At 66.9% G+C, this 25,457-nt stretch carries 26 protein-coding genes; 12 read left to right on the top strand and 14 right to left on the bottom strand.

The features are described 5' to 3' along the window. Nucleotides 1-97: 97 nt before the first annotated feature. The 7 genes from N5C18_RS02710 to N5C18_RS02740 form a co-directional block, all read right to left on the bottom strand. Nucleotides 98-1,528, bottom strand: coding sequence for a replicative DNA helicase (locus tag N5C18_RS02710; protein ID WP_005410278.1), 1,431 nt, complete (start codon nucleotides 1,526-1,528; stop codon nucleotides 98-100). 213 nt (nucleotides 1,529-1,741) lie between these two features. Then, complete coding sequence (locus tag N5C18_RS02715) at nucleotides 1,742-2,302, bottom strand: NAD(P)H-dependent oxidoreductase (protein WP_008264531.1); 561 nt, start codon at nucleotides 2,300-2,302, stop codon at nucleotides 1,742-1,744. Nucleotides 2,303-2,368: 66 nt separating this feature from the next. Continuing rightward, nucleotides 2,369-4,312, bottom strand: coding sequence for an asparagine synthase (glutamine-hydrolyzing) (gene asnB, locus N5C18_RS02720; RefSeq protein WP_279943780.1), 1,944 nt, complete (start codon nucleotides 4,310-4,312; stop codon nucleotides 2,369-2,371). 3 nt (nucleotides 4,313-4,315) lie between these two features. Next, nucleotides 4,316-6,595, bottom strand: coding sequence for a transketolase C-terminal domain-containing protein (locus tag N5C18_RS02725; protein ID WP_053450256.1), 2,280 nt, complete (start codon nucleotides 6,593-6,595; stop codon nucleotides 4,316-4,318). Nucleotides 6,596-6,657: 62 nt separating this feature from the next. Then, complete coding sequence (locus tag N5C18_RS02730) at nucleotides 6,658-7,314, bottom strand: glutathione S-transferase family protein (protein WP_279944497.1); 657 nt, start codon at nucleotides 7,312-7,314, stop codon at nucleotides 6,658-6,660. 176 nt (nucleotides 7,315-7,490) lie between these two features. Beyond that, nucleotides 7,491-8,033 carry a GNAT family N-acetyltransferase gene (locus N5C18_RS02735; RefSeq protein ID WP_053450257.1) on the bottom strand — a complete coding sequence of 181 codons (543 nt, stop codon included), beginning with the start codon at nucleotides 8,031-8,033 and terminating at the stop codon, nucleotides 7,491-7,493. Nucleotides 8,034-8,163: 130 nt separating this feature from the next. Next, complete coding sequence (locus N5C18_RS02740; protein ID WP_279943783.1) at nucleotides 8,164-9,009, bottom strand: glycine zipper 2TM domain-containing protein; 846 nt, start codon at nucleotides 9,007-9,009, stop codon at nucleotides 8,164-8,166. Nucleotides 9,010-9,172: 163 nt separating this feature from the next. Between N5C18_RS02740 and N5C18_RS02745 the strand changes: the two genes are divergently transcribed. Both N5C18_RS02745 and N5C18_RS02750 read left to right on the top strand, forming a co-directional pair. Continuing rightward, nucleotides 9,173-9,388: a DUF6116 family protein gene (locus N5C18_RS02745; protein ID WP_040007412.1), complete on the top strand. Its 216-nt coding sequence runs from the start codon at nucleotides 9,173-9,175 to the stop codon at nucleotides 9,386-9,388. Further along, nucleotides 9,385-10,158 carry a TatD family hydrolase gene (locus N5C18_RS02750; RefSeq protein WP_279943785.1) on the top strand — a complete coding sequence of 258 codons (774 nt, stop codon included), beginning with the start codon at nucleotides 9,385-9,387 and terminating at the stop codon, nucleotides 10,156-10,158. The genes N5C18_RS02745 and N5C18_RS02750 overlap by 4 nt, the downstream gene beginning before the upstream one ends. 74 nt (nucleotides 10,159-10,232) lie before the next feature. Here N5C18_RS02750 and N5C18_RS02755 read toward each other — a convergent pair whose 3' ends face one another. Continuing rightward, nucleotides 10,233-11,060, bottom strand: a complete 828-nt coding sequence (locus N5C18_RS02755; protein WP_053509648.1) for a tRNA threonylcarbamoyladenosine dehydratase — start codon at nucleotides 11,058-11,060, stop codon at nucleotides 10,233-10,235. Nucleotides 11,061-11,140: 80 nt separating this feature from the next. On the opposite strand from N5C18_RS02755, the gene N5C18_RS02760 reads away from it, so the two are divergent. Next, nucleotides 11,141-11,575 (top strand): hypothetical protein, encoded by a 435-nt coding sequence (locus tag N5C18_RS02760; RefSeq protein ID WP_164241210.1) that lies wholly within the window; start codon nucleotides 11,141-11,143, stop codon nucleotides 11,573-11,575. A gap of 135 nt (nucleotides 11,576-11,710) precedes the next feature. Continuing rightward, entirely contained in the window at nucleotides 11,711-12,205 is a 495-nt protein-coding gene (locus N5C18_RS02765; protein ID WP_010486804.1) for a glycine zipper 2TM domain-containing protein, read from the top strand. Nucleotides 12,206-12,278: 73 nt separating this feature from the next. Here N5C18_RS02765 and N5C18_RS02770 read toward each other — a convergent pair whose 3' ends face one another. Beyond that, entirely contained in the window at nucleotides 12,279-12,488 is a 210-nt protein-coding gene (locus N5C18_RS02770) for a cold-shock protein (protein ID WP_005410290.1), read from the bottom strand. Nucleotides 12,489-12,724: 236 nt separating this feature from the next. On the opposite strand from N5C18_RS02770, the gene N5C18_RS02775 reads away from it, so the two are divergent. The 3 genes from N5C18_RS02775 to arsC all read left to right on the top strand — a co-directional run bounded on the left by N5C18_RS02775 (nucleotide 12,725) and on the right by arsC (nucleotide 14,824). Then, on the top strand, nucleotides 12,725-13,210 hold the full coding sequence (locus N5C18_RS02775) for a DUF456 domain-containing protein (RefSeq protein ID WP_053450261.1): 486 nt from the start codon (nucleotides 12,725-12,727) through the stop codon (nucleotides 13,208-13,210). 118 nt (nucleotides 13,211-13,328) lie between these two features. Further along, on the top strand, nucleotides 13,329-14,483 hold the full coding sequence (locus tag N5C18_RS02780) for a phospholipase A (RefSeq protein WP_279943786.1): 1,155 nt from the start codon (nucleotides 13,329-13,331) through the stop codon (nucleotides 14,481-14,483). Then, entirely contained in the window at nucleotides 14,483-14,824 is a 342-nt protein-coding gene (arsC, locus tag N5C18_RS02785) for an arsenate reductase (glutaredoxin) (RefSeq protein WP_053509644.1), read from the top strand. Before N5C18_RS02780 ends, arsC begins: the two co-directional genes overlap by 1 nt. Before the next feature lie 73 nt (nucleotides 14,825-14,897). Here arsC and N5C18_RS02790 read toward each other — a convergent pair whose 3' ends face one another. From N5C18_RS02790 to N5C18_RS02805, 4 genes are all read right to left on the bottom strand, one after another. Next, nucleotides 14,898-15,533 (bottom strand): glutathione S-transferase family protein, encoded by a 636-nt coding sequence (locus N5C18_RS02790; protein ID WP_279943787.1) that lies wholly within the window; start codon nucleotides 15,531-15,533, stop codon nucleotides 14,898-14,900. A gap of 57 nt (nucleotides 15,534-15,590) precedes the next feature. Further along, complete coding sequence (locus N5C18_RS02795; RefSeq protein ID WP_279943788.1) at nucleotides 15,591-15,899, bottom strand: hypothetical protein; 309 nt, start codon at nucleotides 15,897-15,899, stop codon at nucleotides 15,591-15,593. Between the two features lie 102 nt (nucleotides 15,900-16,001). Next, a complete protein-coding gene (locus tag N5C18_RS02800) occupies nucleotides 16,002-16,397 on the bottom strand; it encodes a hypothetical protein (RefSeq protein WP_279943789.1) in 396 nt (131 codons plus the stop codon). A 116-nt stretch (nucleotides 16,398-16,513) separates the two neighbouring features. Further along, nucleotides 16,514-18,031 carry a fumarate hydratase gene (locus N5C18_RS02805; protein WP_008268808.1) on the bottom strand — a complete coding sequence of 506 codons (1,518 nt, stop codon included), beginning with the start codon at nucleotides 18,029-18,031 and terminating at the stop codon, nucleotides 16,514-16,516. Between the two features lie 118 nt (nucleotides 18,032-18,149). Here N5C18_RS02805 and N5C18_RS02810 point away from each other — a divergent pair, with 118 nt between their 5' ends. From N5C18_RS02810 to N5C18_RS02825, 4 genes are all read left to right on the top strand, one after another. Further along, nucleotides 18,150-19,046: an RNA polymerase sigma-70 factor gene (locus N5C18_RS02810; RefSeq protein ID WP_279943790.1), complete on the top strand. Its 897-nt coding sequence runs from the start codon at nucleotides 18,150-18,152 to the stop codon at nucleotides 19,044-19,046. 36 nt (nucleotides 19,047-19,082) lie between these two features. Further along, entirely contained in the window at nucleotides 19,083-19,532 is a 450-nt protein-coding gene (locus N5C18_RS02815; RefSeq protein WP_053509636.1) for a carboxymuconolactone decarboxylase family protein, read from the top strand. Between the two features lie 363 nt (nucleotides 19,533-19,895). Further along, nucleotides 19,896-21,767: an ABC transporter ATP-binding protein gene (locus N5C18_RS02820; RefSeq protein WP_279935322.1), complete on the top strand. Its 1,872-nt coding sequence runs from the start codon at nucleotides 19,896-19,898 to the stop codon at nucleotides 21,765-21,767. Between the two features lie 80 nt (nucleotides 21,768-21,847). Then, nucleotides 21,848-22,627, top strand: coding sequence for a ferredoxin--NADP reductase (locus N5C18_RS02825; RefSeq protein ID WP_006455701.1), 780 nt, complete (start codon nucleotides 21,848-21,850; stop codon nucleotides 22,625-22,627). Between the two features lie 43 nt (nucleotides 22,628-22,670). On the opposite strand, the gene N5C18_RS02830 is transcribed toward N5C18_RS02825, so the two are convergent. Beyond that, on the bottom strand, nucleotides 22,671-23,150 hold the full coding sequence (locus N5C18_RS02830) for a glutathione peroxidase (protein WP_279943791.1): 480 nt from the start codon (nucleotides 23,148-23,150) through the stop codon (nucleotides 22,671-22,673). Between the two features lie 129 nt (nucleotides 23,151-23,279). Between N5C18_RS02830 and N5C18_RS02835 the strand changes: the two genes are divergently transcribed. Next, nucleotides 23,280-25,448 (top strand): M3 family metallopeptidase, encoded by a 2,169-nt coding sequence (locus tag N5C18_RS02835; RefSeq protein WP_279943792.1) that lies wholly within the window; start codon nucleotides 23,280-23,282, stop codon nucleotides 25,446-25,448. Nucleotides 25,449-25,457 lie beyond the last annotated feature (9 nt).

Here is a 25,457-nt window from a genome sequence, read left to right on the forward strand (position 1 = left end):
CGCGTTACATGTCATTTACACGCCACGTACGGAAGTTTGGCGTTGCGGATGGTCTGCCGGCCGTGGGGCGGTTGCCGGCCAGCGGCCGGCACTATGGTTATTCGAACGAACCGACCGAGTCGTGGGCCAGGTTGTCGAAACGCGTGTACTCGCCGAAGAACTTCAGCTTGCACGAGCCGGTCGGGCCACCACGGTGCTTGCCGATGATGATCTCGGCCAGGCCCTTGTCCGGCGAGTTTTCCTTGTTGTAGTAGTCGTCGCGGTAGATGAACACGATCATGTCCGCGTCCTGCTCGATTGCGCCCGATTCGCGAAGGTCGGCCATCACCGGGCGCTTGTCTGTACGCGTTTCCAGCGAGCGGTTGAGCTGGGACAGCGCAATCACCGGCACGTGCAGTTCCTTGGCCAGGCCCTTCAGCGAACGCGAGATTTCCGAGATTTCGGTCGCGCGGTTTTCGCTGTTGCCGGGCACGCTCATCAGCTGCAGGTAGTCGATCACCACCAGGCCCAGGTCGTGCTCGCGCTTGAGCCGGCGGCACTTGGAGCGCAGCACTTCCGGCGACACGCCCGGCGTATCGTCGATGAAGATCTTGGTTTCCTTCAGCATCTTGATCGCACTGGTGACGCGGCTCCAGTCCTCGTCTTCCAGCTGGCCGGTACGCAGGCGCTGCGCGTTGATGCGGCCGTTGGAGGAAATCAGGCGCATCGCCAGCTGCGAGGCCGACATTTCCATCGAGAACACCGCCACGCCCTTCTTCGACTTGATCGCCGCGTACTCGGCGATGTTCAGCGCGAAGGTGGTCTTGCCCATGGCCGGGCGCGCGGCGAGGATGATCAGGTCGGTCGGCTGCAGGCCGGCGGTCATCGCATCGAAGTCGTTGTAGCCGGTCGGCAGGCCGGTGATGTTGCCGCCGTTCTCGAAGCGGTTGCGCAGTTCCTCGAATGCGTCCTTCAGGGCGCCGGGCATCGCCACGAAATCGGTACGGCCACGTGCGCCCTGCTCGGCGATGGCGAACACGCTCTTTTCCGCCGAAGCCAGCAGCTCGCTGCTGTCACGGCCCTCGGGCTGGAAACCGTCGTTGACGATGTCGGTACCGACCTGGATCAGCTGCCGCAGCACCGCCTTGTCACGCACGATCTCGGCGTAGGCCACGATGTTGGCCGCCGACGGCGTAGTGCTGGCCAGCTCGATCAGGTAGGCGCCGTCGCCGACCAGCTCCAGCTTGCCCTGCGATTCGAACCACTCGCCCAGGGTGACCGCGTCGAACGGCCGTTCGCGCTCGGACAGCTCACGGATCGCGCGGTAGATCATCTGGTGATCGCGGCGGTAGAAATCGCCTTCGGTCAGCTGGTCGTTGACCCGGTCATACGCCTCCGGCGCCAGCATCAGGCCACCCAGCACCGCCTGCTCGGCCTCCACCGAATGCGGCGGTACCCGCAGCTGATCGATGCGCGATTCATCGCGATCACGATCAAAACCATCGCCGCGCTCTCTGCGGTTGGAACGGAAGCCGGAACGGGCGGACATGCTGCGGTGTTTCCTGCAAAAGTGGACCAGACGAGTGTAGGCATGCGCCGACCCCGGCGGCCATGGACAAGCCTGTGGATAAGCCGTGGAGAAACGGGGGATATCCGCCGGTGCCTGGCCAGACTGGCGTGGGGGCGTCGCGCTGCCTGCGACGGGTGCCATTGCGGCACCCGAGCAGGCCATTATCGCAGATGGGGGCGACCGCCGCTGGCGTCAATCGCCCTTGACGTGCACCGCGATCAGCGACAGGAACCGGTCCACGTAGCCCTGCAGGAATTTCTGCGTGCCCTCGTTGTGGATCGTGCCGTCGGCATCGATCAGGCCGTCCTTGAAGTGGATGAACGCCTCGGGCTGGCCGAGCACGTGCATGTCGAGGAAGGCCAGGCTGTTGCGCAGGTGCTGCTGGGCCACGGCGGTGCCGATCTGGCCGATGGAGGCGCCGATCACCGCCGCCGGCTTGCCGGCAAATGCACTGTCACCATACGGTCGCGAGCCGATGTCGATGGCGTTCTTCAGCACGCCCGGCACCGACCGGTTGTATTCCGGGGTCACGAACAGCACCGCGTCGGCGGCGCGGACCTGGTCCTTCAGCCGCGTGCCCTGCGGAGGATAGTGTCCATCGAAGTCCTGGTCATACAGCGGCAGGTCGCCGATCTGCACGTACTGGAAGCGTGCTCGCTGGCCGGCGATCTTCTCCAGCGCATGGGCCAGCTTGCGGTTGCAGGAGTCCTTGCGCAGGCTGCCGACGAACACGGCGATGGTGGGGATGGACATCGGGACATACTCCTCACGGTGCGGGACGCCCAGCCTAGTCGCCGGCCCCGTGCGCCCCGGTGAAGATCAGCGGCCGGTCACGCCCGCCCGCACCTGCCGCCAATGCGCCTGCCAGGCCTGGAACATCAGCACGTTCCACAGGTGGGTATGCCACTTGCGCTGGCCGCCGAGGAACTGCTGCCACAGCGGCTGCACCGCCGCCGCCGACAGCACGCCTTCGCGTTCCAATCGAGCCGGCTGCAGCAGATCCTCGGCCCACGGCCGCAGGTCGCCCTTCAGCCAATCGCTGACCGGCGCACCGAAACCGCGCTTGGGCCGGTGCACCATCGACTGCGGCACGTAGCGGCCAAGAACACGCTTGAGCAGCACCTTGCTGGTGGTTTCACTACGCTTGAAGCCCAGCGGCAGCGACCACGCGAACTCGGCCACGCGCCAGTCCAGCAACGGCGCGCGCGCTTCCAGGCTGACCGCCATCGAGGTGCGGTCGACCTTGCACAGCAGGTCATCCGGCAGGTAGGTCACGTAATCGGCCAGCATCATCGCGTCGGCCGGCGTGCCGGCGCCGTGCAGCGGGTCGGCCAGGTCATAGAAGCTGCCCGCCGCCTGCGCCCCCGGTACCGCTGCGGCCGGGTCGCGCCAGCGCGAGATGCGGTTGCGGTACACATCGCCGATACCGCGCGCACCGGACTCGGCCAGCAGTGCGGCCAGGCCGCCCGTGCGCGAGGCCTCGCCCTGCTGCTGCGAACGCGCGCCCATCCAGCGCCGCAGCGGCCCCGGCACGCGGCCCAGCATCTGCCAGTTGCGCAGCGCGCGCACATAACGGGTGTAGCCGAAGAACAGTTCATCGCCGCCGTCACCCGACAGCGCCACCGTCACGCCCTGCCGCGCCAGGCGCGCGACCAGCGCGGTCGGCACCTGCGAGGCATCGGCGAAGGGCTCGTCGAACATCGCCGGCAACTGCGGCACCACCGCCAGCGCGTCGGCACCACTGACGTACAACTCGGTGTGGTCGCAGCCCAGGTGCGTCGCCAGCTCCCTGGCCAGCGGCGCCTCGTCGTGGCCCGAACCGGTGAAACCGATGCTGAAGCTGTGCACCGGCTGCCCGCTCTGGGCCTGCATCAGCGCCGCCACCAGCGACGAATCGGTGCCGCCGGACAGGAACACGCCTACCGGTACGTCGGCCACCATGCGCAGCGCCACCGCATCGCGAAGCAGCGTGTCCAGCTGTTCCTCGGCCTCTTCGATACGGCCCTGGAACGGCGCGGCCAACGCCGCCTGCATGCGCGCGCGCGCATCCCAGAAAGGACGTTGCGCCTGTTCCGGGCGGTGCGCGGACGCACCGGCCGCCACGGTCGCTGCATCCAGGCGCAGCAGGCGGCCCGGCATCAACTTGTAGCAGCGCTGGTGGATGCTGTGCGGCGCCGGAATGTAGTCCAGCCGCAGCAGCAGGGTCAGCGCATCGCGGTCGATGTCGTTGTCGAACGCCGGATGCTGCCACAGCGCCTTCAGTTCGGAACCGAACACCAGCGTGCCGCCGGCCCAGCCGTAGTACAGCGGCTTCTTGCCGACACGGTCACGGGCCAGCCACAGGCACTGTTCCTGCCGGTCCCACAGGGCGATCGCGAACATGCCGTTGCAGCGCTGCAGGGTGTCTTCGATGCCCCACTGCAGGATCGCTGCCAGCAGGACTTCGGTGTCGGAGTGGCCACGGAAGGCATGGCCCAGCGGTTCCAGCTCGGCGCGCAGCGCGGCGAAGTTGTAGACCTCGCCGTTGTAGGCCATCACATAGCGACCGTCGGCCGAGGCCATCGGCTGGTGGCCCAGCGGGGACAGGTCGAGAATGCTCAGGCGGCGGTGCGCCAGCGCGATGCCGGCCCCGGCATCGACCCAGCGGCCACCATCATCCGGCCCGCGGTGGTGCAGTGCCTCGCCCATGGCCAGCACCTGCGCCTGCAGCACCTCGGCCGACGCCACCGGCGCCGGCAACAACATTCCCGCCAATCCACACATGCATCAGGGTTCCTGCGCCAGTTCAAGGGCGGCGCCAATCACTGCATTGTCGCTTGGAAGCCCGAACATTGCTGCCCCCGCCAGCGGGGTATAGGTATCGGCACCGCAGACCCGGCGCAGCGGCAGGTGGCCGAAGCCGGCCTCGACCAGCGCGGTGACCACGCCCTCGCCCACCCCGCCGCTGTGCCGCCCCTCGTCCAGCACCAGCACCCGCCGGGCACTGGCGGCCTGTGTTGCGATGAAGGCGGCATCCAGTGGCACCAGCCAGCGCAGGTCGACCACCCGCACCTGCCAGCCCAGCTGCTGCTCGATCGCGCGCGCCGCACGCAGCGCCATCGGCACGCCGTTGCCATAGGTGAAGACCACCAGGTCCCCGGCGTCGGCGGCGTAGACCCGGCCCTCGCCCGGCACCAGCGCCTGGCCCTGCGCCGGGTAGTCGAACAACCACTGGCCATCGCCCGCTTCGTGCAGGTCCTTGCTCATGTACAGCGCGATCGGCTCAAGGAACACGGCCACCCGCCCATCCACCCGCGCCAGCGCGGCCAGCGTGCGCAGCATCATCACCGCATCGTCGCCGCGCGACGGGCAACCGACCACCAGGCCAGGGATGTCGCGCAGCGCGGTGATCGAGTTGTCGTTGTGGAAATGGCCACCGAAGCCCTTCTGGTAGCCCAGCCCGGCCACCCGCACCAGCATCGGGTTGCGGAACTGGTCGTTGGAGAAGAACTGCAGCGAGCAGGCTTCGCCGCGCACCTGGTCGATGGCGTTGTGCAGATAGGCCAGGTACTGGATTTCCGGGATCGGCAGCATGCCCATGTTGGCCAGGCCCTGGGCCATGCCCAGGATCATGGTTTCGTCCAGCAGGGTGTTGAACACCCGGCGCGGGCCGAACCGGCGCAGCAGGTCCTTGCTGACCGTATACACCCCGCCCTTCTGCGCCACGTCCTCGCCGAACAGCAGGCTCTGCGGGTACTTGGCCAGCAGTTCCTGCAGGCCGTGGTTGATCTGGATCGCCAGATGCCGCGGTGCCTGCCGCTCCGGCAGCGCCTCGGCACCGCCGTACAGGGCCTCGCGCGCTTCGTCGGCAACCTCACGCCGGGCCTCGGCCAGCACCGCCGCCGGCGTGTACGGCGCCAGTGGCGCCATCACGTCCTGCAGCGACTGCAGCTTCGGGCGGCCTTCGGCCTCGGCGGCGGCGGCCATGCAGCGCGCACGCATGGTCTCGTAGGCCACCTCGATGGCGGCGGCATCCATCCAGCCCGACTCCATCGCGATCTGCGCCGAGCGCAGCAACGGGTCCTGTGCCTCGGCCGCGCACAGCTCCGGCAACGCGCGCCATTCCACTTCAAAATCGGTACCGGCATGGCCCATCAGGCGCGTGGTGCGCAGGTGCAGGAAGGTCGGCCGCCGGGTACGCCGGCAGTGCTCCACTGCGGCCTGCACCTGGGCATGGCCAACCGCCAGATCCAGGCCATCGGCGAAGAAATAGTCCAGCCCAGGCTGGCGGCTGAAGCGCTCGGCAATCCAGCCGTCCGGCGTCTTCACCGAGATGCCCAGGCCGTTGTCCTCGCAGACGAACAGGACCGGTGCCGGCAGCTTCTGGTAGGCCGACCACATCGCCGTGTTGAACGCGGTCTGCGCCGTGGCGTGGTTGGCCGAGGCATCACCGAACGAGCACAGCACGATGCTGTCGGCCGGGATCGGCAGCGGCTGCCCCAGCCGCTTGCCACTCTCGATGGCCAGCGCGGTCCCCAGCGCCTTGGGCAGGTGCGAGGCGATCGTCGAGGTCTGCGGCAGCACCCACAACGGCTTGCTGCCCCACACCTTGTGGCGCCCGCCGCTGGCCGGATCATCGGCGCTGGCGGCGAAGGACAGCGCGGCATCACGCAACGGATCGATGCCCGGCACCTGCCGCGAACGCTCGGCCATGAAGGCGCCGGAACGATAGTGCAGGAACGCCGGATCGGTATGCCGGCTGGCGCGTGCCAGCAGCGCGTTGCCCTCATGGCCGGAGGAGCCGATGGTGTAGAAAACCTTGTTCTGCACACGCAGCACGCGTGCCATCAGGTCCAGCTGGCGGCTGGCCAGCTGCGAGTCGAACAGGTCGGCAAAGGCCGCGGCGGTGAGCGTGCTGCCAGGCAGTATCGGTGCATCCGGTGCCGGCCGCTGGCGTGGGGTACCGCGCCAGCCACGTACCGCATCGAGGAAATTGGCGTCGCACACGTCGGCGCGGTTGAGCACGCGCATGCGCGCGGGAATCGGATCTGGAACCACAGCAAACATCGAACACCCTCCGTGTCGTTGTTGCGTTCCGCCGGGCGTGGCCCGGCGCTACCCTGTGGAACTCACGCGGCGTCGAAGCGTGCACGCACCTCGGCGGTCACCGCCGGCATCGGCAGGAAGCGCGGTTGCCCACGCACGCGCTGCAGCCAGGCGCGCACCTCGGGGAACGGCGCCAGGCCGATGCCGCCCTCGCCTGCCACGTCGGTGTAGGCGAACAGCGCGATGTCGGCGATGCCGTACTCGCTGCCGGTGAACCACGGCGCCTGGCGCAGGTGCTGCTCCATCACCGCCAGCGCGGTGGCGGCACGCTCGTGCAGCCTCGGCAGTTCGGCGCGGCGCGGCGAATCGGCGGCCGTCCAGCCACGGATGAAGCGCGCCACGGCCACGCACGGCTCATGCGTGTACTGCTCGAAGAACATCCAGCTCAACGCCTGCGCGCGCTCCCAGCCGTCACTGGGCAGGTACGGCGTGCCTTCGGCCAGCCAGAACAGGATCGCGTTGGACTCGGTCAGCACGCGGCCGTCGTCACGGACGATCAGCGGCACCTTGGCATTCGGGTTCAGCGCAAGGAATTCCGGGGTGTGGGTCTGGCCATGGGCACTGTCCACTTCCACCCAGCGGTAGCGGCTGCCGAGCTGCTCCAGCAGCAGGCGTACCTTGTGGCAATTGCCCGAGACCGACATGCCATGCACCGTCAACGGGACGCGCTCTTCCACCATCGCCTGCTCCATCGGATCCGGCCGGCGGCCGGCTGCGTGCAGTCTGGCAAGCGCGCCGATGATTGCCAAGCGCGGGTGCAGCATGCCCACACGGTAGTGCCGGCCACTGGCCGGCATCCTCGATGCAGCAGGATCCAAGCGATTGCCGGCCAGCGGCCGGCACTACCAGGCAACGCTCAGCGCGCGCGCTTCCTCCACTGCTCGCGTGACTGGCCCCAGATCTGCATCGGCTTGTCGTTGTACGGCGGCGGCAGCTCCCCCATGCGCAGCAGCGTGCTGCCGAGCTTGCGCGCGACCGCCCGCGAGTTGTCGTTGTTCTCGGCAATGGTGTGGATCACCTCGTCCCAGCCCAGCGTATCGAAAGCCCAGTCGATCGCCGCAACTGCCGCTTCCGGCGCATAGCCCCGGCCCCAGCTGGCATGACGGATGCCCCAGCCAACCTCGGTACCGGGCCAGTCCTGCGGTTGCCAGGGCCCCATCCGCCCGATCCATTCGCCGCTCGATTTCTCGATCACGCTGAACATCGAGAAGCCGAACAGCTGCCAGGCGCCGGCCAGGCTGCAGAAGCCGCGCCAGGCCACAGAAGGCGGCTGCACGCCGCCCAGGGTGCGCATGGTTTCCTCGTCGGCGCAGAACGCCAGGTAGGCTTCGTAGTCCTCGCGCAGCAGGGGGCGCAGGACCAGCCGCTCGGTTTCCAGGCGCAGGTCGAAGATGCTCATGCCGGCTCCATGTCGTGGGAAGGGCGACCATGATGGTCGATCCCTGACCCGACGGGATGAATTCCGGCCCGAAAAACGAAACGGGCCGGCATGGCGCCGGCCCGTTGCCTACTGCATGTTGCGCCTGGGCTTACTGGCGCGTGGCTGCGGCAGTGGCACCCGCGGCTGCGGTCTGCGTGACCAGCTGGCCATCGACCACCGGCAGGCGATCGCTGGCCGGCTTGTTGTCCATGCGCACGGTCTTCTCGGCGCCGTCATAGCGATAGGTCACGTTGTAGCCCTTGACCACATCGGTGTTGCCCATGGCAATGCGGTTACCCGGCTTGCTGGCCATGCGCATGGTACCGGTGGTGCCGTCCTCGTTGCGGTAGGTCACGTTGTAACCGGTAACGCGGCTCGACTCGGAGGTGGCAGTCTCGGTGTGGCACTGGCGCTCGGTGCGGTTGACCACGCGGCCACCCACGTGGCGCTTGTCGATCTGGTTGCCGATGAAGCCACCGGCCACCGCGCCGGCCGCGGTTGCGGCCTTCTTGCCGTTGCCGCCGCCGACCTGGTTGCCGAGCAGGCCACCAACCACCGCGCCGACCACGGTACCGCCGACGTTGCCGTCACGCTCCGGCAGGCGCTCCTGCACGGTCACGTCCTGGCAGACTTCGTGCGGGGTCTGGGTGGTGGAGGTCTCGCGCACCGGATCGGTACCGATCACGGTGGCATAGGCCTTCTGCTTCTCGGTGATCGGGTCGACCTTCAGCACGTCGGCGTACTCCAGGCCGCGCGGCGCCGACGGGTCTATCTTGTCACCACGCGCACCGTCGTCAATGGCATTGCCATCGGCCAGGCGCGATTCGGCATTGGGGGTTCCGGCGCTGATGGAATCGGGCGACGTGTCGCCACTCTTCATGAAGGCGGCGGTGGCGATGCCACCGACCAGCAGCGCGCCCGCTGCGACCAGGACAGTTGTAGTTGTGCTTTTCATGACCTGCTCCTTGCGGACCATCCGCAACGTTCTCGGGCCAGATTGCAGCATGGGCTGCCTGAACGGAATCTCCACATTTCCTGCTCATTGCTGTAACCCATTCAGCATCGGGAAATGCTGGGCCCGTGGTAGCGTTTGCATGTTCCCCACGAGGATTCCCGCCATGGCCAACGCGATGCTGCTGCCGGTACTGCAATGGGCGCGCCGGCTGCGCTACCCCACCCTGTTCAAGCTCACGGCCGGCCTGTTCGTGCTGACCTTGTTCATTCCCGACCCGATCCCGTTCGTCGACGAGCTGGTACTGGGCTTCGGCACGCTGCTGCTGGCCAACTGGAAAAGCCGCAACGCCACCCCGCCGCCGCCGCTGGAACAGCGTTGAGTCTGCTGGTCGACAGCCACTGCCATCTGGACGCCAGCGCCTTCGGCCATGACCGCGCTGCGGTGATCGATCGTGCGCAGGCCGCGGGCGTGCGCCAGCAGGTCGTGCCCGCGGTGACCGCCACCAGCTGGCCAACGCTGCGCGAGGTCTGCCGCCAAGCGCCGGGGCTGTACCCGGCCTACGGCCTGCACCCGATGTTCCTGGCCGAGCACCGGCCCGGGCACCTGCCGCTGCTGCGCGAGTGGATCGAACGCGAACGCCCCTGCGCGATCGGCGAATGCGGCCTGGATTTCTTCGTTGAGGGGCTGGATGTCGAGGCGCAGCAGGCCTATTTCATTGGCCAGCTGGAGCTGGCCCGCGAGTTCGATCTTCCGGTGATCGTGCATGCGCGGCGCGCGGTGGACGCGGTGATTGCCGCGATCCGCCGCATCGGTGGCCTGCGCGGCGTGGTGCACAGCTTTTCCGGCAGCCCGGAACAGGCCGCGCAGCTGCACAGGCAGGGTTTCCTGCTGGGCCTGGGCGGCCCGCTGACCTACGATCGCGCGCAGCGCCTGCAGCGACTGGTCCGCCAGATGCCGCTGGAGCAGCTGCTGCTGGAGACCGATGCGCCGGACCAGCCTGATGCCGGCATCCGCGGCCAGCGCAACGAACCGGCACGGCTGGCCGTCATCGCCCGCCATGTGGCGGCGTTGCGTGGAATGGAACTGGATGCGGTGGCACAGGCCACCACCGGAAATGCGCAGCGGTTGTTCGCGCTGCCGGCGATTTAACGGTGCCGGCCGCTGGCCGGCATCCGCACTGATTCAATCATTCGGGCTCTGCCGGCCAGCGGCCGGCACTACCGTCACGCGTCGGCATGGGCCTCGACCACTTCGGCCTTCACCTTCTTCGGTTCCAGCAGCATTTCCAGCGCCTTGCCGACCGCGGCGAAGGCGAACGCGCCGGTGATGTGCGTCGCGGCGCCCAGGCCTGCGCCGCAGTCCAGCTTCAGTGCCGCATCGGCGCCCAGGTTCGGGCGGATGCCGCACACGCTGCCATCGGCCTGCGGGTACTTCACGTTTTCCAATGAATACACCGCCGGCACGCCGAAGTAGCGCTTTGCATTCTTCGGGAAATTGAATTCGCTGCGCAGCTTCTTGCGGATCAGCGCCAGCATCGCATCGTGCTCGGTGCGCGAAACATCACGGATGCGCACCAGGGTCGGATCGGTGCGGCCGCCGGCAGCGCCCACCGTCAGCAGCGGCAGCTTGCGGCGGCGGCACCAGGCGATGGTTTCGACCTTGACCCGGAAGCTGTCGCAGGCGTCGATCACCAGATCGAAACCGCGATCCAGCAGTTCGGCCATGTTGGAGACGGTCAGGAAGGCCTGCACGGCATCGGCTTCGATGTCCGGATTGATCGCGCGGCAGCGCTCGGCCATCGCCTCGGCCTTGTTGCGGCCATAGTTGCCTTCCATCGCCGGCAGCTGCCGGTTGGTGTTGGACACGCAGATGTCATCGGCGTCGATCAGGGTCAGGTGGCCGACCGCCGAACGGGCCAGCGCCTCCACCACCCATGAGCCGACACCGCCCATGCCCACCACCGCCACGCGGCTGCCCTGCAGGCGCTCGAGCGCACCCACGCCATACAGCCGTTCGATGCCGGCGAAGCGTTGTTTGACCTGTTCGTTCATCGGGCTATTTTAACGTGCAGGTGCCGGCGCCTGCAGCGCGCCGGCATCGAACCCACCGTTGCACGCCCGGAGAGCCCGCCATGAACGCCAGCCCGCCCCGTCGCCTGAGCACCGCCCATCGCTACCTGTTCGTACTGTGCCTGGGCCTGCTGATCGGCCTGATCGCAACGGTGATGGTCGGACGCGCCCTGCAGGCCCGCCGCGACCCGTTCCCGGACAGCCTCATGCAGGTGATGCAGCGGCAATCGCAGCTGCTGCAGCAGGCCCAGCAGCAGAACCGCTGCAGCCTGGCCGACAGCGTGCCGCGGCTGCAGGCCATTCGCCTGCTGTCCAACGACCTGGACCTGGCTTTTCCTGGGCTGAAGGACAGTGCGCAGTTCCAGCAGCACGCCAGCCGGCTGCGCGGCAACCTCAACGCTGCGCTGGCTGCGCCCCCCAGCGACTGCACGGCCCTGGCCCAGGTGGTGGATACGCTGCAGGCCGACTGCCGCGCCTGCCATCAGGATTTCCGCTAAGCGCATTCATCCTGCAGCCGGGCAATGCACGCGCGGTTGGCGCCTTGTTCACGTTCGAAAGGGGACGATTCGTCCACCCTGCTGCATGACGCAGTACCACCCAACGCACCCGCCTTCACGGCCAGGAGACGCCCCATGAAGATCCAGCTCATCGCCGCCAGCGCCATCGCTACCCTCGCCCTGGCTGGCTGTGCCACCTCGCCCGGCTACGGCGGTGGTGGTTACAACAATGGCTACAACAATGGCGGCTATGGCAACAACGGCGGCTACAACCAGGGCCGCTGCGCCGACTGCGGCATCGTCACCCGCATCAACACCGTGCAGTCCGGCCGCACCGCGCCCAGCGCCACCGGCGCGATCCTCGGCGGCATCGTCGGTGCCGTGGCCGGCCACGAAATCTCCGACCACACCGGTGGCAGCCGCGGCAACAAGAACATCGCGGCTGCCGCAGGCGCGGTGGGTGGCGCACTGGCCGGCAACCAGATCCAGAAGAACGTCACCAGCGACACCTACGACATCAGCGTGCGCATGGACGATGGCCGCACCATCGTGGTCAACCAGCGTGACCTCGGCGGCATCCGCGAGAACACCTACGTGCGCGTGGTCAACGGCAAGGTCATCCTGCGCTGACCTGCCCCGGGCCGATGGCAAGGAAAAAGGCCCGCTTGCGCGGGCCTTTTTCATGTGACGTTGTACAGCGCGATCAGGTCGGCTGCACGGCGTCGGCCTGCAGGCCCTTCTGGCCCTGCACGACGGTGAAGGTGACCTTCTGGCCTTCCTTCAGGCTCTTGAAGCCCTGGGTCTGGATGGCGCGGAAGTGCACGAACACGTCTTCGCCGTTTTCACGGCTGATGAAGCCGAAGCCCTTTGCATCGTTGAACCACTTGACGGTACCGGTCTCGCGATCAGACATCTCACTAACTCCCTGGTGACTCTCTCTTGTTGTTGGAAACGCCTGTTGGGCGGCTGACAAGCAAGGGGGAAGCGAGGTGCATCGATGCAGCGGATCGGGAAGATCTTGCTTCATCAGGCCACGATCCACGGTGACCTTGCCAAGCTCAGCGACTGCAACTTAACCCGCCCAAAACGAAAAAGCAACTGGCAAAATCTTTCACTGTCAACCCCAAATCGACCACCATACGGGACAGCATGGGACTCTCATTCATCTTATATCTGCTAGCGGTCATTTTTGTCCTTGTCGGCATCGCCGGAATCATCCTTCCAGCCCTTCCCGGCATCCCGCTGGTGTTCATCGGACTGCTGCTGGCGGCCTGGGCTGACGGCTTCGTCCACGTCGGCTGGCCAACCCTGGTGGTACTGGGCGTGCTGACCCTGCTCTCGCTGCTGGTGGACGTGCTGGCCACCGTGGTCGGTGCGCAGCGGGTCGGGGCCAGCCGAAAGGCGCTCTGGGGCACCTTCGTCGGCAGCATCGTCGGCCTGTTCTTCATGCCCATCGGCCTGTTCGCCGGGCCGCTGGTCGGTGCCCTGCTTGGCGAGTACTGGCACACCCGCGAGCTGGGACGCTCGACCAGGGTCGGCCTCGCCACCTGGCTCGGCATCCTGCTCGGTCTGGCGCTGAAGCTGGCGGTGGTGATCGCCATGCTGGGCCTGTTCGCCTTCGCCTGGTTCCTGTGACGGCGCTGCCTTCACGCCCTGCGCACGCGGTGGCCGTGCATAAACCGTGGGGGCTGGCCGCGATCAGGTGCAGCCGCCACACTGTGCGATCCCCGTATTCACCGAAGGGCCTGTTGGAATGACCCTCCCCCCGCTGCTTCCCCGCCTTGCGCCGCTGGCGCTGGCCCTGGCCAGTGCACCGCTGGCGGCGCAGGAGTTCGTGCCCAGCACCGACACCTCGCCCGCTGCCTGCGCGGCCATCACCACCGATGCGGCCCGCCTGGCCTGCTACGACCGCCTGTTCGCGCACACCCCGCAGGCCACTGCGGCTGCCGATGCTGCCGCAGAGGCCGCCGCGCAGGCGCGCCGCGAAGAGCGGCAGACCGCGCGGGTGAGCCAGGGCGAGGAGAAACTGCGCGAACGCGTGAGCGACCTGTTCCGCCCGGCGGCAGCGGACAGTGCGCTGGCCAACGCCGGCCGCGGCTCGCTGCTGGACAGCCGCTGGGAGCTGGCCGAAGACTCCAAGCTCGGCCCGTTCCAGCTGCGGGCCTACAAGCCGGTGTACCTGCTGCCCGCGTTCTGGACCAGCGACCGCAACACCACGCCGCATTCGCCGAACCCGGCCAACACGGTCACCACGCCGCAGGTGCTGGACAGTGCCGAACTGAAGTTCCAGATCAGCTTCAAGACCAAGGTCGCCGAGAACCTGTTCGGCGACAACGGCGACATCTGGGCCGGCTATACCCAGAGCTCGCGCTGGCAGGCCTACAACGGCGAGGATTCGCGCCCGTTCCGCGAAACCAACTACGAACCCGAAGTGATGATGGTGTTCCGCAACGTCTATTCGATCGGTGGCTGGCGCGGGCGCATGACCGGCATCGCCCTGAACCACCAGTCCAACGGCCGCGCCGATCCGCTGTCACGCAGCTGGAACCGGGTGATGCTGAACATCGGCCTGGACCGCGAGAACTGGGCACTGGTGCTGCGCCCGTGGTACCGCATTCCCGAGACCCGCAGCGACGACAACAACCCGGACATCGAGGACTACATGGGCCGCGGCGACGCGACCCTGATCTGGAACCGCAACGGCCACGAGGTCGCGCTGATGGCGCGCCATTCGCTGCGCACCGGCAGCCGCTCGCATGGCGCGCTGCAGCTGGATTACGGCTTCCCGATCAGCAACCTGTTGCGCGGTCATGTGCAGATCTTCGATGGCTACGGCGAAAGCCTGATCGACTACAACCACAAGGCCACCTATGTCGGCGTGGGCGTGTCGCTGCTGGAGTGGTTCTGATGGACGTGACGATCTGGCACAACCCGGCCTGCAGTAATTCACGCGGCGCATTGAAGCTGATCCGCGATGCCGGCTTCGACCCGGTGGTGGTCGAGTACCTGGGCAATCCGCCCGATGTGGCCGCGCTGCGCCAGGTGCTGGCCGCGTCGGGATTGACTGCACGCGAGTTGGTGCGCAGCAAGGAAGCAGCGTTCGCCGAGCTCGGCCTGGAACAAGCCGACGATGCCACCCTGCTCGCTGCAATGGCCGAGCACCCGCGGTTGATCAACCGGCCAGTCGTGCGCACGCCCAAGGGCACGCGGCTGTGCCGCCCACCGGAAACGGTGCTGCAGATCCTGTAACCCGAAAAAGGGGACGGAGGGAATTAAGTCGTTTGTGCACAAGCGACTTAATTCCCTCCGTCCCCTTTTTCGGTTACAGCCAGTCGGTGATGCCTTCGCGGCGATAGACTTCGGCGAACGCCGGACGCGTCTTCATCGAGGTGGCGTGCGCCTTGAGCGTCGGCCAGGTGTCACTGGGCGTGGGCATGTTGCGCGACCAGCGCATCAGCATCACCAGCATGTAGTCGACCACGCAAGGCGTTGCCCCCAACAGATAGGGACCGTGCCCCTGCAGGTGCGTGGCCACCTGCTGCCAGGCCGCTTCCAGGCGCAGCCGTGCCATCTCGCGGCTGGCCTGCACATGGGCCTCGCCGGCCACTTCGTGCGGATAGAACCAGGCCCGATAGGCCGGCTGCAGCGTATTGGCGCACCAGAACATCCAGCGGTAGGCGTCGCCGCGCTGGGGCGTACCCACCGCAGGCAGCAGGCCGGCGTCCGGATGGCGGTCAGCCAGGTACAGCGCGATCGCCGCCGCCTCGGTCAGTACCAGGCCATCAATCATCAGCGTCGGCACCACACCGGCCGGATTCAGCGCCAGGTAGTCCGCCGCCTTGTGCTCGCGCGCGTCGAAATCCAGCAGCACCAGTTCGTGCTCGATGCCCAGCTCGATCAACAGCCAGTGCACGACCAGCGCGGCGGTACTGGTCGAACCATACAGCGTGGTGCCCATGCGGCGGATCCTGTGCGGTTGGATCGGCCGATTATGCGCCCCTGCGCGGGCCGTTGCTCAGCCGCAGCTGCTCATGCAGGTATCCCGCTGTTCACCACAGGACATCATCGGCGCGCGCATCGTACAGTCGTGCGCCTTCAGCTCGCAGGCACGGCGCAGTTCAGGGTTGGCGACGTCCTTGCAGCGCTTGTCCGGCGCGGGTACCACCTGCTGTTCGCAGCTGAACGCACTGTTGCCGGTCCTGTCCTGCGCCATGCAACTGCGATAGCTGGCCTGGCACTGCATGCGGCACTGCGCGGAGGCGGAGAAATCCGCACCTTCATAGGATGGCGCTGTGCTGCAGCCGGCCAGGACCAGCAGGAACACAGCCGCGACGGATCGATGCAGGCGCGTGGGTCCACCCAGTGCAGGGGCAGGCCGACCCTGGCAGACCACGGTTGCTCGTGCAGGCATCGATGCGCGCCCCGCTCAGTACACGGGAACACCGGTGTCGGTGCGGACTTCATTCACGGTGCCGCCACAGGAGAGCAGGCACTGGGCGTACGGAGCATTGCATGAAGGAAGTGCCGGGGAACCGCAGTAGTTGCCGGCACCGTTGCCCCCTTCGCAGTTGTGCCGCTGCTTGTCGTCGGCGATACCACTGCAACGGCTGATGACCCGGCTCTTCTCGCTTTCGCAGCTCCGCTGGTCCGACTCGGCACGGGCGCGGTTGTGGAAGTCGCACGTTACCTTCTGGCTCTCGCAGACCGACGCGCAGATCCTCCCAGCTTCATGGGTTGGCGGCTCGACGAAGTAACGCGGACCACAGGCACTGCACGCCAGCGCAGCGACCAGCAACACGAAAACACGCGACCACTGCAGCACGATGGACTCCCTTCCAATGCATCCGACACCACGTTAACAGAGCACGCCATCCACCGGCAGGCTGCATGCAACAACGGCGCCACAAGGGCGCCGTTGTCCAGACTGGAACGGGAGGCTTACTCCACCACCACCGGAATCTTGCCGATGCGGGCCTGCCACTCGCGCGGGCCGGTCTTGTGCACCGACTCGCCGGTGGAATCGACGGCGACGGTCACCGGCATGTCCTGCACGGTGAACTCGTAGATCGCTTCCATGCCCAGGTCGGCGAAGCCGACCACCTTGGCCGCCTTGATCGCCTTGGACACCAGGTAGGCCGAACCACCGACGGCCATCAGGTAGGCCGACTTGTTGTCACGGATCGCTTCGATCGCCGCCGGGCCGCGCTCGGCCTTGCCGACCATGCCCAGCAGGCCGGTCTGTTCCAGCACCTGGCGGGTGAACTTGTCCATGCGGGTGGCGGTGGTCGGGCCGGCCGGGCCCACCACTTCGTCGCGCACCGGATCGACCGGGCCGACGTAGTAGATGAAGCGGCCCTTCAGGTCGACCGGCAGCTGTTCGCCCTTGTTGAGCATGTCGACCATGCGCTTGTGCGCGGCGTCGCGGCCGGTCAACAGCTTGCCGTTGAGCAGCAGGGTCTGGCCCGGCTTCCAGCTGGCCACGTCTTCCGGCGTGATCGTGTCCAGGTCCACGCGGGTGCCCTTGGACGCGTCATAGGTCAGCTTCGGCCAGTCTTCCAGCGACGGCGGGTCCAGCATCACCGGGCCGCTGCCGTCCAGGGTGAAGTGCGCATGGCGGGTGGCCGCGCAGTTCGGGATCATCGCCACCGGCAGGTTGGCCGCATGGGTTGGGTAATCGTTGATCTTGATGTCCAGCACGGTGGTCAGGCCACCCAGGCCCTGCGCACCGATGCCCAGCGCGTTGACCTTCTCGTACAGCTCCAGGCGCAGCTCTTCGATGCGGTTGGACGCACCACGGGCCTGCAGCTCGGTGATGTCGATCGGTTCCATCAACGCCTCCTTGGCCAGCAGCATCGCCTTTTCAGCGGTGCCACCGATGCCGATGCCCAGCATGCCCGGCGGGCACCAGCCGGCGCCCATGGTCGGCACGGTCTTCAGCACCCAGTCGACGATGGAATCGGACGGGTTGAGCATGGCGAACTTGGTCTTGGCTTCCGAACCACCGCCCTTGGCGGCGACGATCACGTCGACCGTGTTGCCCGGCACCACCTTCACGTTGACCACGCCCGGGGTGTTGTCCTTGGTGTTGATGCGCTTGCCGGCCGGATCGGCCAGCACCGAGGCGCGCAGCTTGTTGTCCGGGTGCATGTAGGCGCGGCGCACGCCTTCATTGGCCATGTCCTCCACGCCCATGGTGGCGTCGTCCCAGCGCACGTCCATGCCGATTTCCAGGAACACGGTGACGATGCCGGTGTCCTGGCAGATCGGACGGTGGCCTTCGGCGCACATCCGCGAGTTGATCAGGATCTGGGCCATCGCCTCCTTCGCGGCCGGCGACTCCTCGCGCTCGTAGGCGGCGGCAAGGTTCTTGATGTAGTCGACCGGGTGGTAGTACGAGATGTACTGCAGCGCGTCGGCGATGGACTGGATGAGGTCTTCCTGCTTGATCGATGTCACGACTTGCTCGCTTGCTGGAGGCTGGCGGGGGTAATCCGCCCATTTTACCCCCTCTGCCACCGGGGGTGCCGTTGTACATTCGTGTCACGTCCCTGCCCGCCGCGGCGTCCTTGCCCATATGAACGCCGAAACCGCCTTCCAGACCCACCGTCCGCGCCTGATGGCCCTGGCCTACCGCCTGCTCGGCAGCCGCGCCGACGCCGAGGATGTGGTCCAGGACGCCTGGCTGCGCTGGTCGGGCGCCGACCCGGCCAGCATCCGCGACGCCGAGGCCTGGCTGGTCACCGCCACCACCCGGCTCGGCCTGGACCGGCTGCGCGCGGCCAAGCGCGAGCGCGTGCACTACGTCGGGCCGTGGCTGGCTGAACCGCTGGCGGTCACGCTGGAGCCGGACCCGGCGCCTGGCCCGGCCCAGCTGCATGCGTTTGCCGATGATGTTTCGGTGGCCTTCCTGACCCTGCTTGAGCAGCTCGGCCCCGAAGAGCGCGCTGCGTTCCTGCTGAAGGAGGCCTTTGATCACGATTACCGCGAGATCGCCGACCTGATCGGCCACAGCGAGGCCAACTGCCGGCAGCTGGTGCACCGCGCGCGGCAACGCCTGCAGGCCGGGCGACCGCGCTTCAATGCCGACCCCAGCCAGCACCGGCAGCTGCTGGCGCGCTTCATGGACGCCTCCCAGCGCGGCGACAGCGAGGCGATCCAGGCCCTGCTGCACGCCAACGCACTGCTGGTTTCCGACGGCGGCGGCGTGGTCACCGCAGCGGTGCGCCCGCTGCTGGGCGCCGAACGCATCGGCCGCCTGTTCTGGGCCATCGCCCGCCGCGGCGCGGCACATCCGGCACGGCTGGGCTACGTCAACGGCGAACCGGCGATCCTGCGCTTCATCGGTGACCGCCTGCATTCAGTCACCACCATCGAAGTGGTCGACGGCCGCATCGCCCAGGTGTACAGCGTGCTGAATCCGGAAAAGCTGCCACGGGTTGTCACGCACGGGGACGCCGCGGCGTCCTGGTAGTGAAAGGCGGCCATCGTGGCCGCCGTGGAGCCCACGATGTCCGACCATGCCTCTCCCCGCGTTCCCTACACCCGCCTGGCCGCCGAGGCCTTCAAGGGCCTGCTGGCCACCAGCAAGGCGGTGCATGACAGCTCGATCGATCCGACCCTGATGGAACTGCTGTTCCTGCGCGTGTCGCAGCTCAACGGCTGCGGCTACTGCATGGACATGCACGGCACCGCGCTGCGCAAGGGCGGCATCGAGCCGCGCAAGCTGGACACCCTGCCGGCATGGCACGAAAGCCGCTTCTTCGATGCCCGCGAGCGTGCCGCGCTGGGCTGGGCCGAGGCGCTGACCCGGTTGACCGACGGGGCGCCATCGCAGGCGGCGTTCGATGCGCTGGCACCGCACTTCGATGAGAAGGGCATCAGCGACCTGAGCATGGGGATTGCGGTGATCAATGCCTGGAACCGGCTGGGCGCGGGTCTGCTGCCGCCGCTGCCGTAACAGGGAGTTCTGCTGGCCGGGCTGCGCCCGGCACCGGCAGAGGCAACAGCCAGAGCAGCGTCAAAAGCTGGTTTCCCGAGGAATGGCGGGGTGGATCAGGCCACAGGGGCCGCTGCAAGTACGTCCATGTAAGCTCGGTCGCCGCATCCATGCGGCTCACGCCCCTGCGACCTGACCCACCCCGCCTTCGACAGATTTCCTGCTGCTGTTGGTAGGTGTCGACCTTGGTCGACACGGTAAATCCACATCATGCGTGGATGCGGAAGGGTCAGAGCCCTTTGCGCCGCAAAGGGATCTGACCCCGGCGCGGCCACACGGCTGCACTGACCCCATCTGCACGTATCAGGCGCGCACAATACGCGCATGCCTGCCACTCCCACCGCTGGCGCCGCCGCCGCGAAGAAACCCAGCCTGCGCCAGCGCTTCAAGGCGATGCGCAACCTGCCGCCGTTCCTGCGCATGGTCTGGCAGACCAGCCCCGCGCTCACCCTGGCCAGCCTCGGCCTGCGCCTGATCCGTGCGCTGCTGCCGGTGGCGATGCTGTACGTCGGCAAGCTGATCATCGACAGCGCCCTGCACCTGAGCCAGCACGATGCCGGCTTCCCACCGCTGGGCGAGGCGCTGGCCAGCGGCATGCTCAACCCACTGCTGGGCCTGCTGGCACTGGAATTCGGCCTGGCCATCGCCTCGGACCTGCTCGGCCGCCTGGTCAGCTATGCCGATGCCCTGCTGTCGGAACTGTTCGCCAACGTCACCAGCATCCGGCTGATGGAACATGCGGCGACATTGGACCTGGAGGACTTCGAGGACCCGGACCTGCAGGACAAACTGGACCGCGCGCGGCGCCAGACCATGGGCCGGATGAACCTGATGAGCCAGCTGTTCGGCCAGGTGCAGGATGCGATCACCGTGGCCAGCCTGGCCATCGGCCTGCTGGTCTACGCGCCGTGGCTGATCCTGCTGCTCGCGCTGGCACTGGTGCCGGCCTTCATCGGCGAATCGCACTTCAACGCGGCCGGCTACAGCTTGAACTTCCAATGGACGCCCGAGCGCCGCCAGCTCGACTACCTGCGCCAGCTCGGTGCCAGTGTGGAAACGGCCAAGGAAGTGAAGATCTACAACCTGCACCGCTTCCTGGTGGAACGCTACCGGCGCCTGTCGGTGGCGCTGTTCCAGGCCAACCGGGCGCTGGCCCGGCGCCGCGCGTTCTGGGGCACGCTGCTGGCCGCACTGGGCACGCTGGGCTACTACACCGCCTACGCCTACATCGCCTGGCGCACGGTGCGCGGCGACTTCTCGATCGGCGACCTGACCTTCCTCGCCGGCAGCTTCCTGCGCCTGCGCCAGCTGCTGGAAGGCCTGCTGATCGGGTTCTCGCAGGTGGCCAGCCAGGCGCTGTACCTGGATGACCTGTTCTCGTTCTTCCAGATCCAGCCGGAAATCCACTCGCGCGAGGGCGCCGTACGCGTGCCGCAGCCGATCCGTCAGGGCTTCGTGTTCGAGAACGTCGGTTTCCGCTATCCCGATGCCGAGCAGTGGGCGGTGCGCCACCTGGATTTCCAGCTTCACGCCGATGAAGTGCTGGCCCTGGTCGGCGAGAACGGTGCCGGCAAGACCACGCTGGTGAAGCTGCTGGCGCGGCTGTACGAACCGGACGAGGGCCGCATCCTGCTCGATGGCCGCGACCTGCGCGACTACGACCTGGACGACCTGCGCGCCAATCTCGGGGTGATCTTCCAGGACTTCGTGCGCTACAACCTCAGCGCCGGCGAGAACATTGGCGTCGGCCAGGTCGAGGCCATGGATGACCAGGCACGCATCGCCGACGCCGCGCGCCGCGGCATGGCCGAGGAAGTGATCGAGGAACTGCCCGGCGGCTACGACCAGCTGATCGGCCGCCGCTTCAAGCAGGGTGTGGACCTGTCCGGTGGCCAATGGCAGAAGATCGCCATTGCCCGCGCGTGGATGCGCAATGCGCAGGTGATGATCCTGGACGAGCCAACGGCAGCGCTGGACGCACGCAGCGAGTTCGAAGTGTTCCAGCGGTTCAGGGAATTGGCGGATAATCGCACTGCCGTACTGATTTCCCACCGTTTCTCCTCGGTACGCATGGCCGATCGCATCCTGGTGCTGGCCGACGGCCGGATCGAGGCCAGCGGCACCCATGAGCAGCTGATGGCACAGGGCGGCCGCTATGCCGAGCTGTTCGAGCTGCAGGCGGCCGGCTACCGCTGAGAACGCCTCTCGTTCCGCCTAATGAGAACCTGTCTCATTTGAGATAGAATCACCCCCGACGACTTTCGATAGATACGCCCATGTCCTCCGCTTTTGGCGCCGAAACGGTGCTTGAGGTCCGTCACTGGACCGATGCCTACTTCAGCTTCACCCTCACCCGCGACAGCGGATTCCGCTTCGAGAACGGCCAGTTCGTGATGATCGGCCTGGAAACCGAGGCGCGGCCGCTGCTGCGCGCGTACTCCATCGCCAGCGCCAACTGGGAAGAGCACCTGGAGTTCTTCAGCATCAAGGTGCAGGACGGCCCGCTGACCTCGCGCCTGCAGCACATCAAGCCGGGCGACAAGGTGCTGGTCGGCAAGAAGCCCACCGGCACCCTGCTGATCAGCGACCTGCACCCCGGCAAGAACCTGTACCTGCTGGGCACCGGCACCGGCATGGCGCCGTGGCTGTCGGTGATCAAGGACCCGGAGACCTACGAGCGCTTCGAGAAGGTGATCCTGTGCCATGGCGTGCGCTACGAAAAGGATCTGGCCTACCGCGATTATTTCGAGAAGGAACTGCGTGAGCACGAGTTCCTGGGCGAGATGATCGGCGACAAGCTGCTGTACTACCCGGCCGTCACCCGCGAGCCGTTCGCCAACCAGGGCCGCCTGACCTCGCTGATGGAAAGCGGTGAGATGCAGCGCACCCTCGGCCTGCCGGAACTGAGCCCGGAGAACGACCGCGCGATGATCTGCGGCAGCCCGCAGATGCTGGCCGACCTGCGCAGCGTGCTGGACGCCCGTGGCTTCCAGGTCTCGCCGCGTATTGGCCAACCGGGCCACTACGTGTTCGAACGCGCCTTCGTCGAGAAATAAGGCAGCAACGGGATTGCCGGCCAGCGGCCGGCACTACCACCCTTCACAGCAGTGCTTCGATTGCGCTGCACAGCTGCTCCGGCGTGGTGGTCGGAGCATGCCGCGACACCACCCTTCCCTTGCGATCGACCAGGAACTTGCTGAAGTTCCATTTGACGCGGGCAATGCCCAGCAGGCCGCGCTTCTCGCGTGACAGCCATGCCCACAGGGGATCGGCGCCGCTGCCGTTGACCTCGATCTTCTCCGACAAGGGGAAGCTGACCGGATAGTCCAGCGAACAGAACTGGCGGATCTGCGCGGCATCACCCGGCTCCTGCGCGCCGAACTGGTTGCACGGAAAGCCGATCACCACCAGGCCGCGCTCGCGGTAGTCCTGCCACAGCTGCTCCAGCCCGGTGTACTGCGGGGTGAAACCGCAACGGCTGGCGACGTTGACCAGCAGCAGCGGACGGCCCTGGAACTGCGCCAGCGCCTGCGGCTGGCCATCGAGGTCACGGAAGCTGAAATCGTAGGTGGTGGTCATGACGGCGGGCCGTGGCGGTGATTGCATGGTACCCGCGCGCGGCCCCGGCAACATGCCTTTTGACACAAGTGCGGGCGCCGCTGGCCGGGTTACCCTCGGGCCCTTGTTTGCCTTACCGGAGTTCCTACCTTGACCACTCGCCTTGCCCTTGCCGTGGCCATGTCCCTCGGCCTTGCCCTGCCCGCCTTCTCGGCCGGCGCCGCCACCCCGGCTGCCAGCACCAATGCCCAGCAGGCCAACCCGTTCTTCGCCGATAGCCCGCTGCCGCTGCACTTCCCGCAGTTCGACAGGATCAAGGACAGCGACTTCGCCCCGGCCTTCGACGCCGGCATGGCGCAGCAGCTGAAGGAAGTGGAGGCGATCGCCAACAACAAGGCCAAGCCGACCTTCGACAACACCATCATCGCCCTGGAAAAGAGCGGTGACATCCTCGACCGCGCGACCACCGTGTTCTTCAGCCTGGTCGGTGCCGACACCAACGACACCCGCAAGAAGCTGCAGGCCGACTACTCGGCCAAGTTCGCCGCGCACAGCGATGCGATCGCGCTGAACGGCAAGCTGTTCGCGCGCATCCAGGCGCTGTATGACACCCGCAGCCAGCTGGGCCTGGACGCCGAAGGCGTGCGCCTGGTCGAGAAGTACTACGACAACTACGTGCGCGCCGGCGCCAAGCTGTCCGAGGCCGACAAGGCCACGCTGAAGGAGATGAACGCCGAGCTGGCCAACCTGGGCACCAAGTTCAGCCAGAACGTGCAGTCGGAAGTGAACGCTTCGGCGATCACCGTCGACGACGTCAAGGAGCTGGCCGGCCTGTCCAAGGAGCAGATCGCTGCCGCCGCCGAAGCCGCCAAGGCCCGTGGCCTGGAAGGCAAGTACGTGATCACCCTGCTCAACACCACCGGCCAGCCGCCGCTGACCAACCTGGCCAATCGCGCCCTGCGCCAGAAGATCTACGAAGCCTCGGTCAGCCGTGGCAGCCGCGGTGGCGAGTTCGACAACACCGCACTGGTCTCGCGCATCATGCAGCTGCGTGCCGACAAGGCCAAGCTGATGGGCTTTGCGAACTTCGCCGCCTACAACCTGACCAACCAGACCGCCAAGACCCCCGAAGCGGTCAACGCGATGCTGGGCAAGCTGGCCCCGGCTGCCGTGGCCAACGCCAAGCGCGAAGCGGCCGACCTGCAGGCGATGATCGACCAGGAACAGAAGGCCGCCGGCAAGAAGACCTTCCAGCTGGAACCGTGGGACTGGGCCTTCTACAGCGAGAAGGTGCGCCAGGCCAAGTACAACTTCGACGAATCGCAGCTGAAGCCGTACTTCGAAATGAAGAACGTGCTGGAAAACGGCGTGTTCTATGCTGCCGGCCAGGAGTTCGGCCTGACCTTCAAGCAGCGTACCGACCTGCCGGTCTACCACGATGACGTCACCGTCTACGACGTGTTCGACGCCGACGGCAGCCAGCTGGCGATCTTCATCTTCGATCCGTATGCGCGCGCCTCCAAGCGTGGCGGTGCGTGGATGAACTCGTATGTCTCGCAGTCCAAGCTGACCGGCTTCAAGCCGGTGGTGGCCAACCACCTGAACATCCCGAAGCCGCCGGCCGGCCAGCCGACCCTGCTGACCTGGGATGAGGTGAACACCACCTTCCACGAGTTCGGCCACGCACTGCACGGCATGTTCTCCAACGTGAAGTACCCGTATTTCTCGGGCACCTCGGTACCGCGCGACTTCGTCGAGTTCCCCTCGCAGGTCAACGAGATGTGGTCGGACAACCCGGCCATCCTGAAGAACTACGCCAAGCACTACCAGAACGGTTCGGCGATGCCGCAGGCACTGCTGGACAAGGTGCTGGCTGCGGCCAAGTTCAACCAGGGCTTTGCCACCACCGAGTACCTGGGTGCGGCAATGCTTGACCAGCGCTGGCACCAGATCGGCGCCGACCAGGTGCCGGCCGCCAAGGACGTGATGGCCTTCGAGCGCGCTGCGCTGGAGAAGGACGGCATCTACTACGCGCCGGTTCCGCCGCGCTACAAGACCCCGTACTTCAGCCACATCATGGGTGGCTACTCGGCCGGCTACTACGCCTACATCTGGTCGGAAGTGCTCGATGCCAACACCCAGAAGTGGTTCAAGGACAACGGCGGCCTCAGCCGCAAGAACGGCGACCACTTCCGCGCCACGCTGCTGTCCAAGGGCGGCAGCGTCGACGCGATGCAGCTGTTCCGCGATTTCGCCGGCCAGGATCCGCAGATCGAACCGCTGCTGGAAAAGCGTGGCCTGACCGGCGCCGGCAACTGATCGCCCGCG

It is taken from the genome of Stenotrophomonas sp. GD03930 (assembly GCF_029839665.1).
GTDB lineage: Bacteria > Pseudomonadota > Gammaproteobacteria > Xanthomonadales > Xanthomonadaceae > Stenotrophomonas > Stenotrophomonas forensis.

What these genes read in the sequence shown, in the direction of transcription:
- N5C18_RS02710 (WP_005410278.1), bottom strand. Translation starts at nt 1,528, where the DNA reads ATGTCCGCCCGTTCCGGCTTCCGTTCCAACCGCAGAGAGCGCGGCGAT.
- N5C18_RS02715 (WP_008264531.1), bottom strand. Translation starts at nt 2,302, where the DNA reads ATGTCCATCCCCACCATCGCCGTGTTCGTCGGCAGCCTGCGCAAGGAC.
- asnB (WP_279943780.1), bottom strand. Translation starts at nt 4,312, where the DNA reads ATGTGTGGATTGGCGGGAATGTTGTTGCCGGCGCCGGTGGCGTCGGCC.
- N5C18_RS02725 (WP_053450256.1), bottom strand. Translation starts at nt 6,595, where the DNA reads ATGTTTGCTGTGGTTCCAGATCCGATTCCCGCGCGCATGCGCGTGCTC.
- N5C18_RS02730 (WP_279944497.1), bottom strand. Translation starts at nt 7,314, where the DNA reads ATGGTGGAAGAGCGCGTCCCGTTGACGGTGCATGGCATGTCGGTCTCG.
- N5C18_RS02735 (WP_053450257.1), bottom strand. Translation starts at nt 8,033, where the DNA reads ATGAGCATCTTCGACCTGCGCCTGGAAACCGAGCGGCTGGTCCTGCGC.
- N5C18_RS02740 (WP_279943783.1), bottom strand. Translation starts at nt 9,009, where the DNA reads ATGAAAAGCACAACTACAACTGTCCTGGTCGCAGCGGGCGCGCTGCTG.
- N5C18_RS02745 (WP_040007412.1), top strand. Translation starts at nt 9,173, where the DNA reads ATGGCCAACGCGATGCTGCTGCCGGTACTGCAATGGGCGCGCCGGCTG.
- N5C18_RS02755 (WP_053509648.1), bottom strand. Translation starts at nt 11,060, where the DNA reads ATGAACGAACAGGTCAAACAACGCTTCGCCGGCATCGAACGGCTGTAT.
- N5C18_RS02760 (WP_164241210.1), top strand. Translation starts at nt 11,141, where the DNA reads ATGAACGCCAGCCCGCCCCGTCGCCTGAGCACCGCCCATCGCTACCTG.
- N5C18_RS02765 (WP_010486804.1), top strand. Translation starts at nt 11,711, where the DNA reads ATGAAGATCCAGCTCATCGCCGCCAGCGCCATCGCTACCCTCGCCCTG.
- N5C18_RS02770 (WP_005410290.1), bottom strand. Translation starts at nt 12,488, where the DNA reads ATGTCTGATCGCGAGACCGGTACCGTCAAGTGGTTCAACGATGCAAAG.
- N5C18_RS02775 (WP_053450261.1), top strand. Translation starts at nt 12,725, where the DNA reads ATGGGACTCTCATTCATCTTATATCTGCTAGCGGTCATTTTTGTCCTT.
- N5C18_RS02780 (WP_279943786.1), top strand. Translation starts at nt 13,329, where the DNA reads ATGACCCTCCCCCCGCTGCTTCCCCGCCTTGCGCCGCTGGCGCTGGCC.
- arsC (WP_053509644.1), top strand. Translation starts at nt 14,483, where the DNA reads ATGGACGTGACGATCTGGCACAACCCGGCCTGCAGTAATTCACGCGGC.
- N5C18_RS02790 (WP_279943787.1), bottom strand. Translation starts at nt 15,533, where the DNA reads ATGGGCACCACGCTGTATGGTTCGACCAGTACCGCCGCGCTGGTCGTG.
- N5C18_RS02810 (WP_279943790.1), top strand. Translation starts at nt 18,150, where the DNA reads ATGAACGCCGAAACCGCCTTCCAGACCCACCGTCCGCGCCTGATGGCC.
- N5C18_RS02815 (WP_053509636.1), top strand. Translation starts at nt 19,083, where the DNA reads ATGTCCGACCATGCCTCTCCCCGCGTTCCCTACACCCGCCTGGCCGCC.
- N5C18_RS02820 (WP_279935322.1), top strand. Translation starts at nt 19,896, where the DNA reads ATGCCTGCCACTCCCACCGCTGGCGCCGCCGCCGCGAAGAAACCCAGC.
- N5C18_RS02825 (WP_006455701.1), top strand. Translation starts at nt 21,848, where the DNA reads ATGTCCTCCGCTTTTGGCGCCGAAACGGTGCTTGAGGTCCGTCACTGG.
- N5C18_RS02830 (WP_279943791.1), bottom strand. Translation starts at nt 23,150, where the DNA reads ATGACCACCACCTACGATTTCAGCTTCCGTGACCTCGATGGCCAGCCG.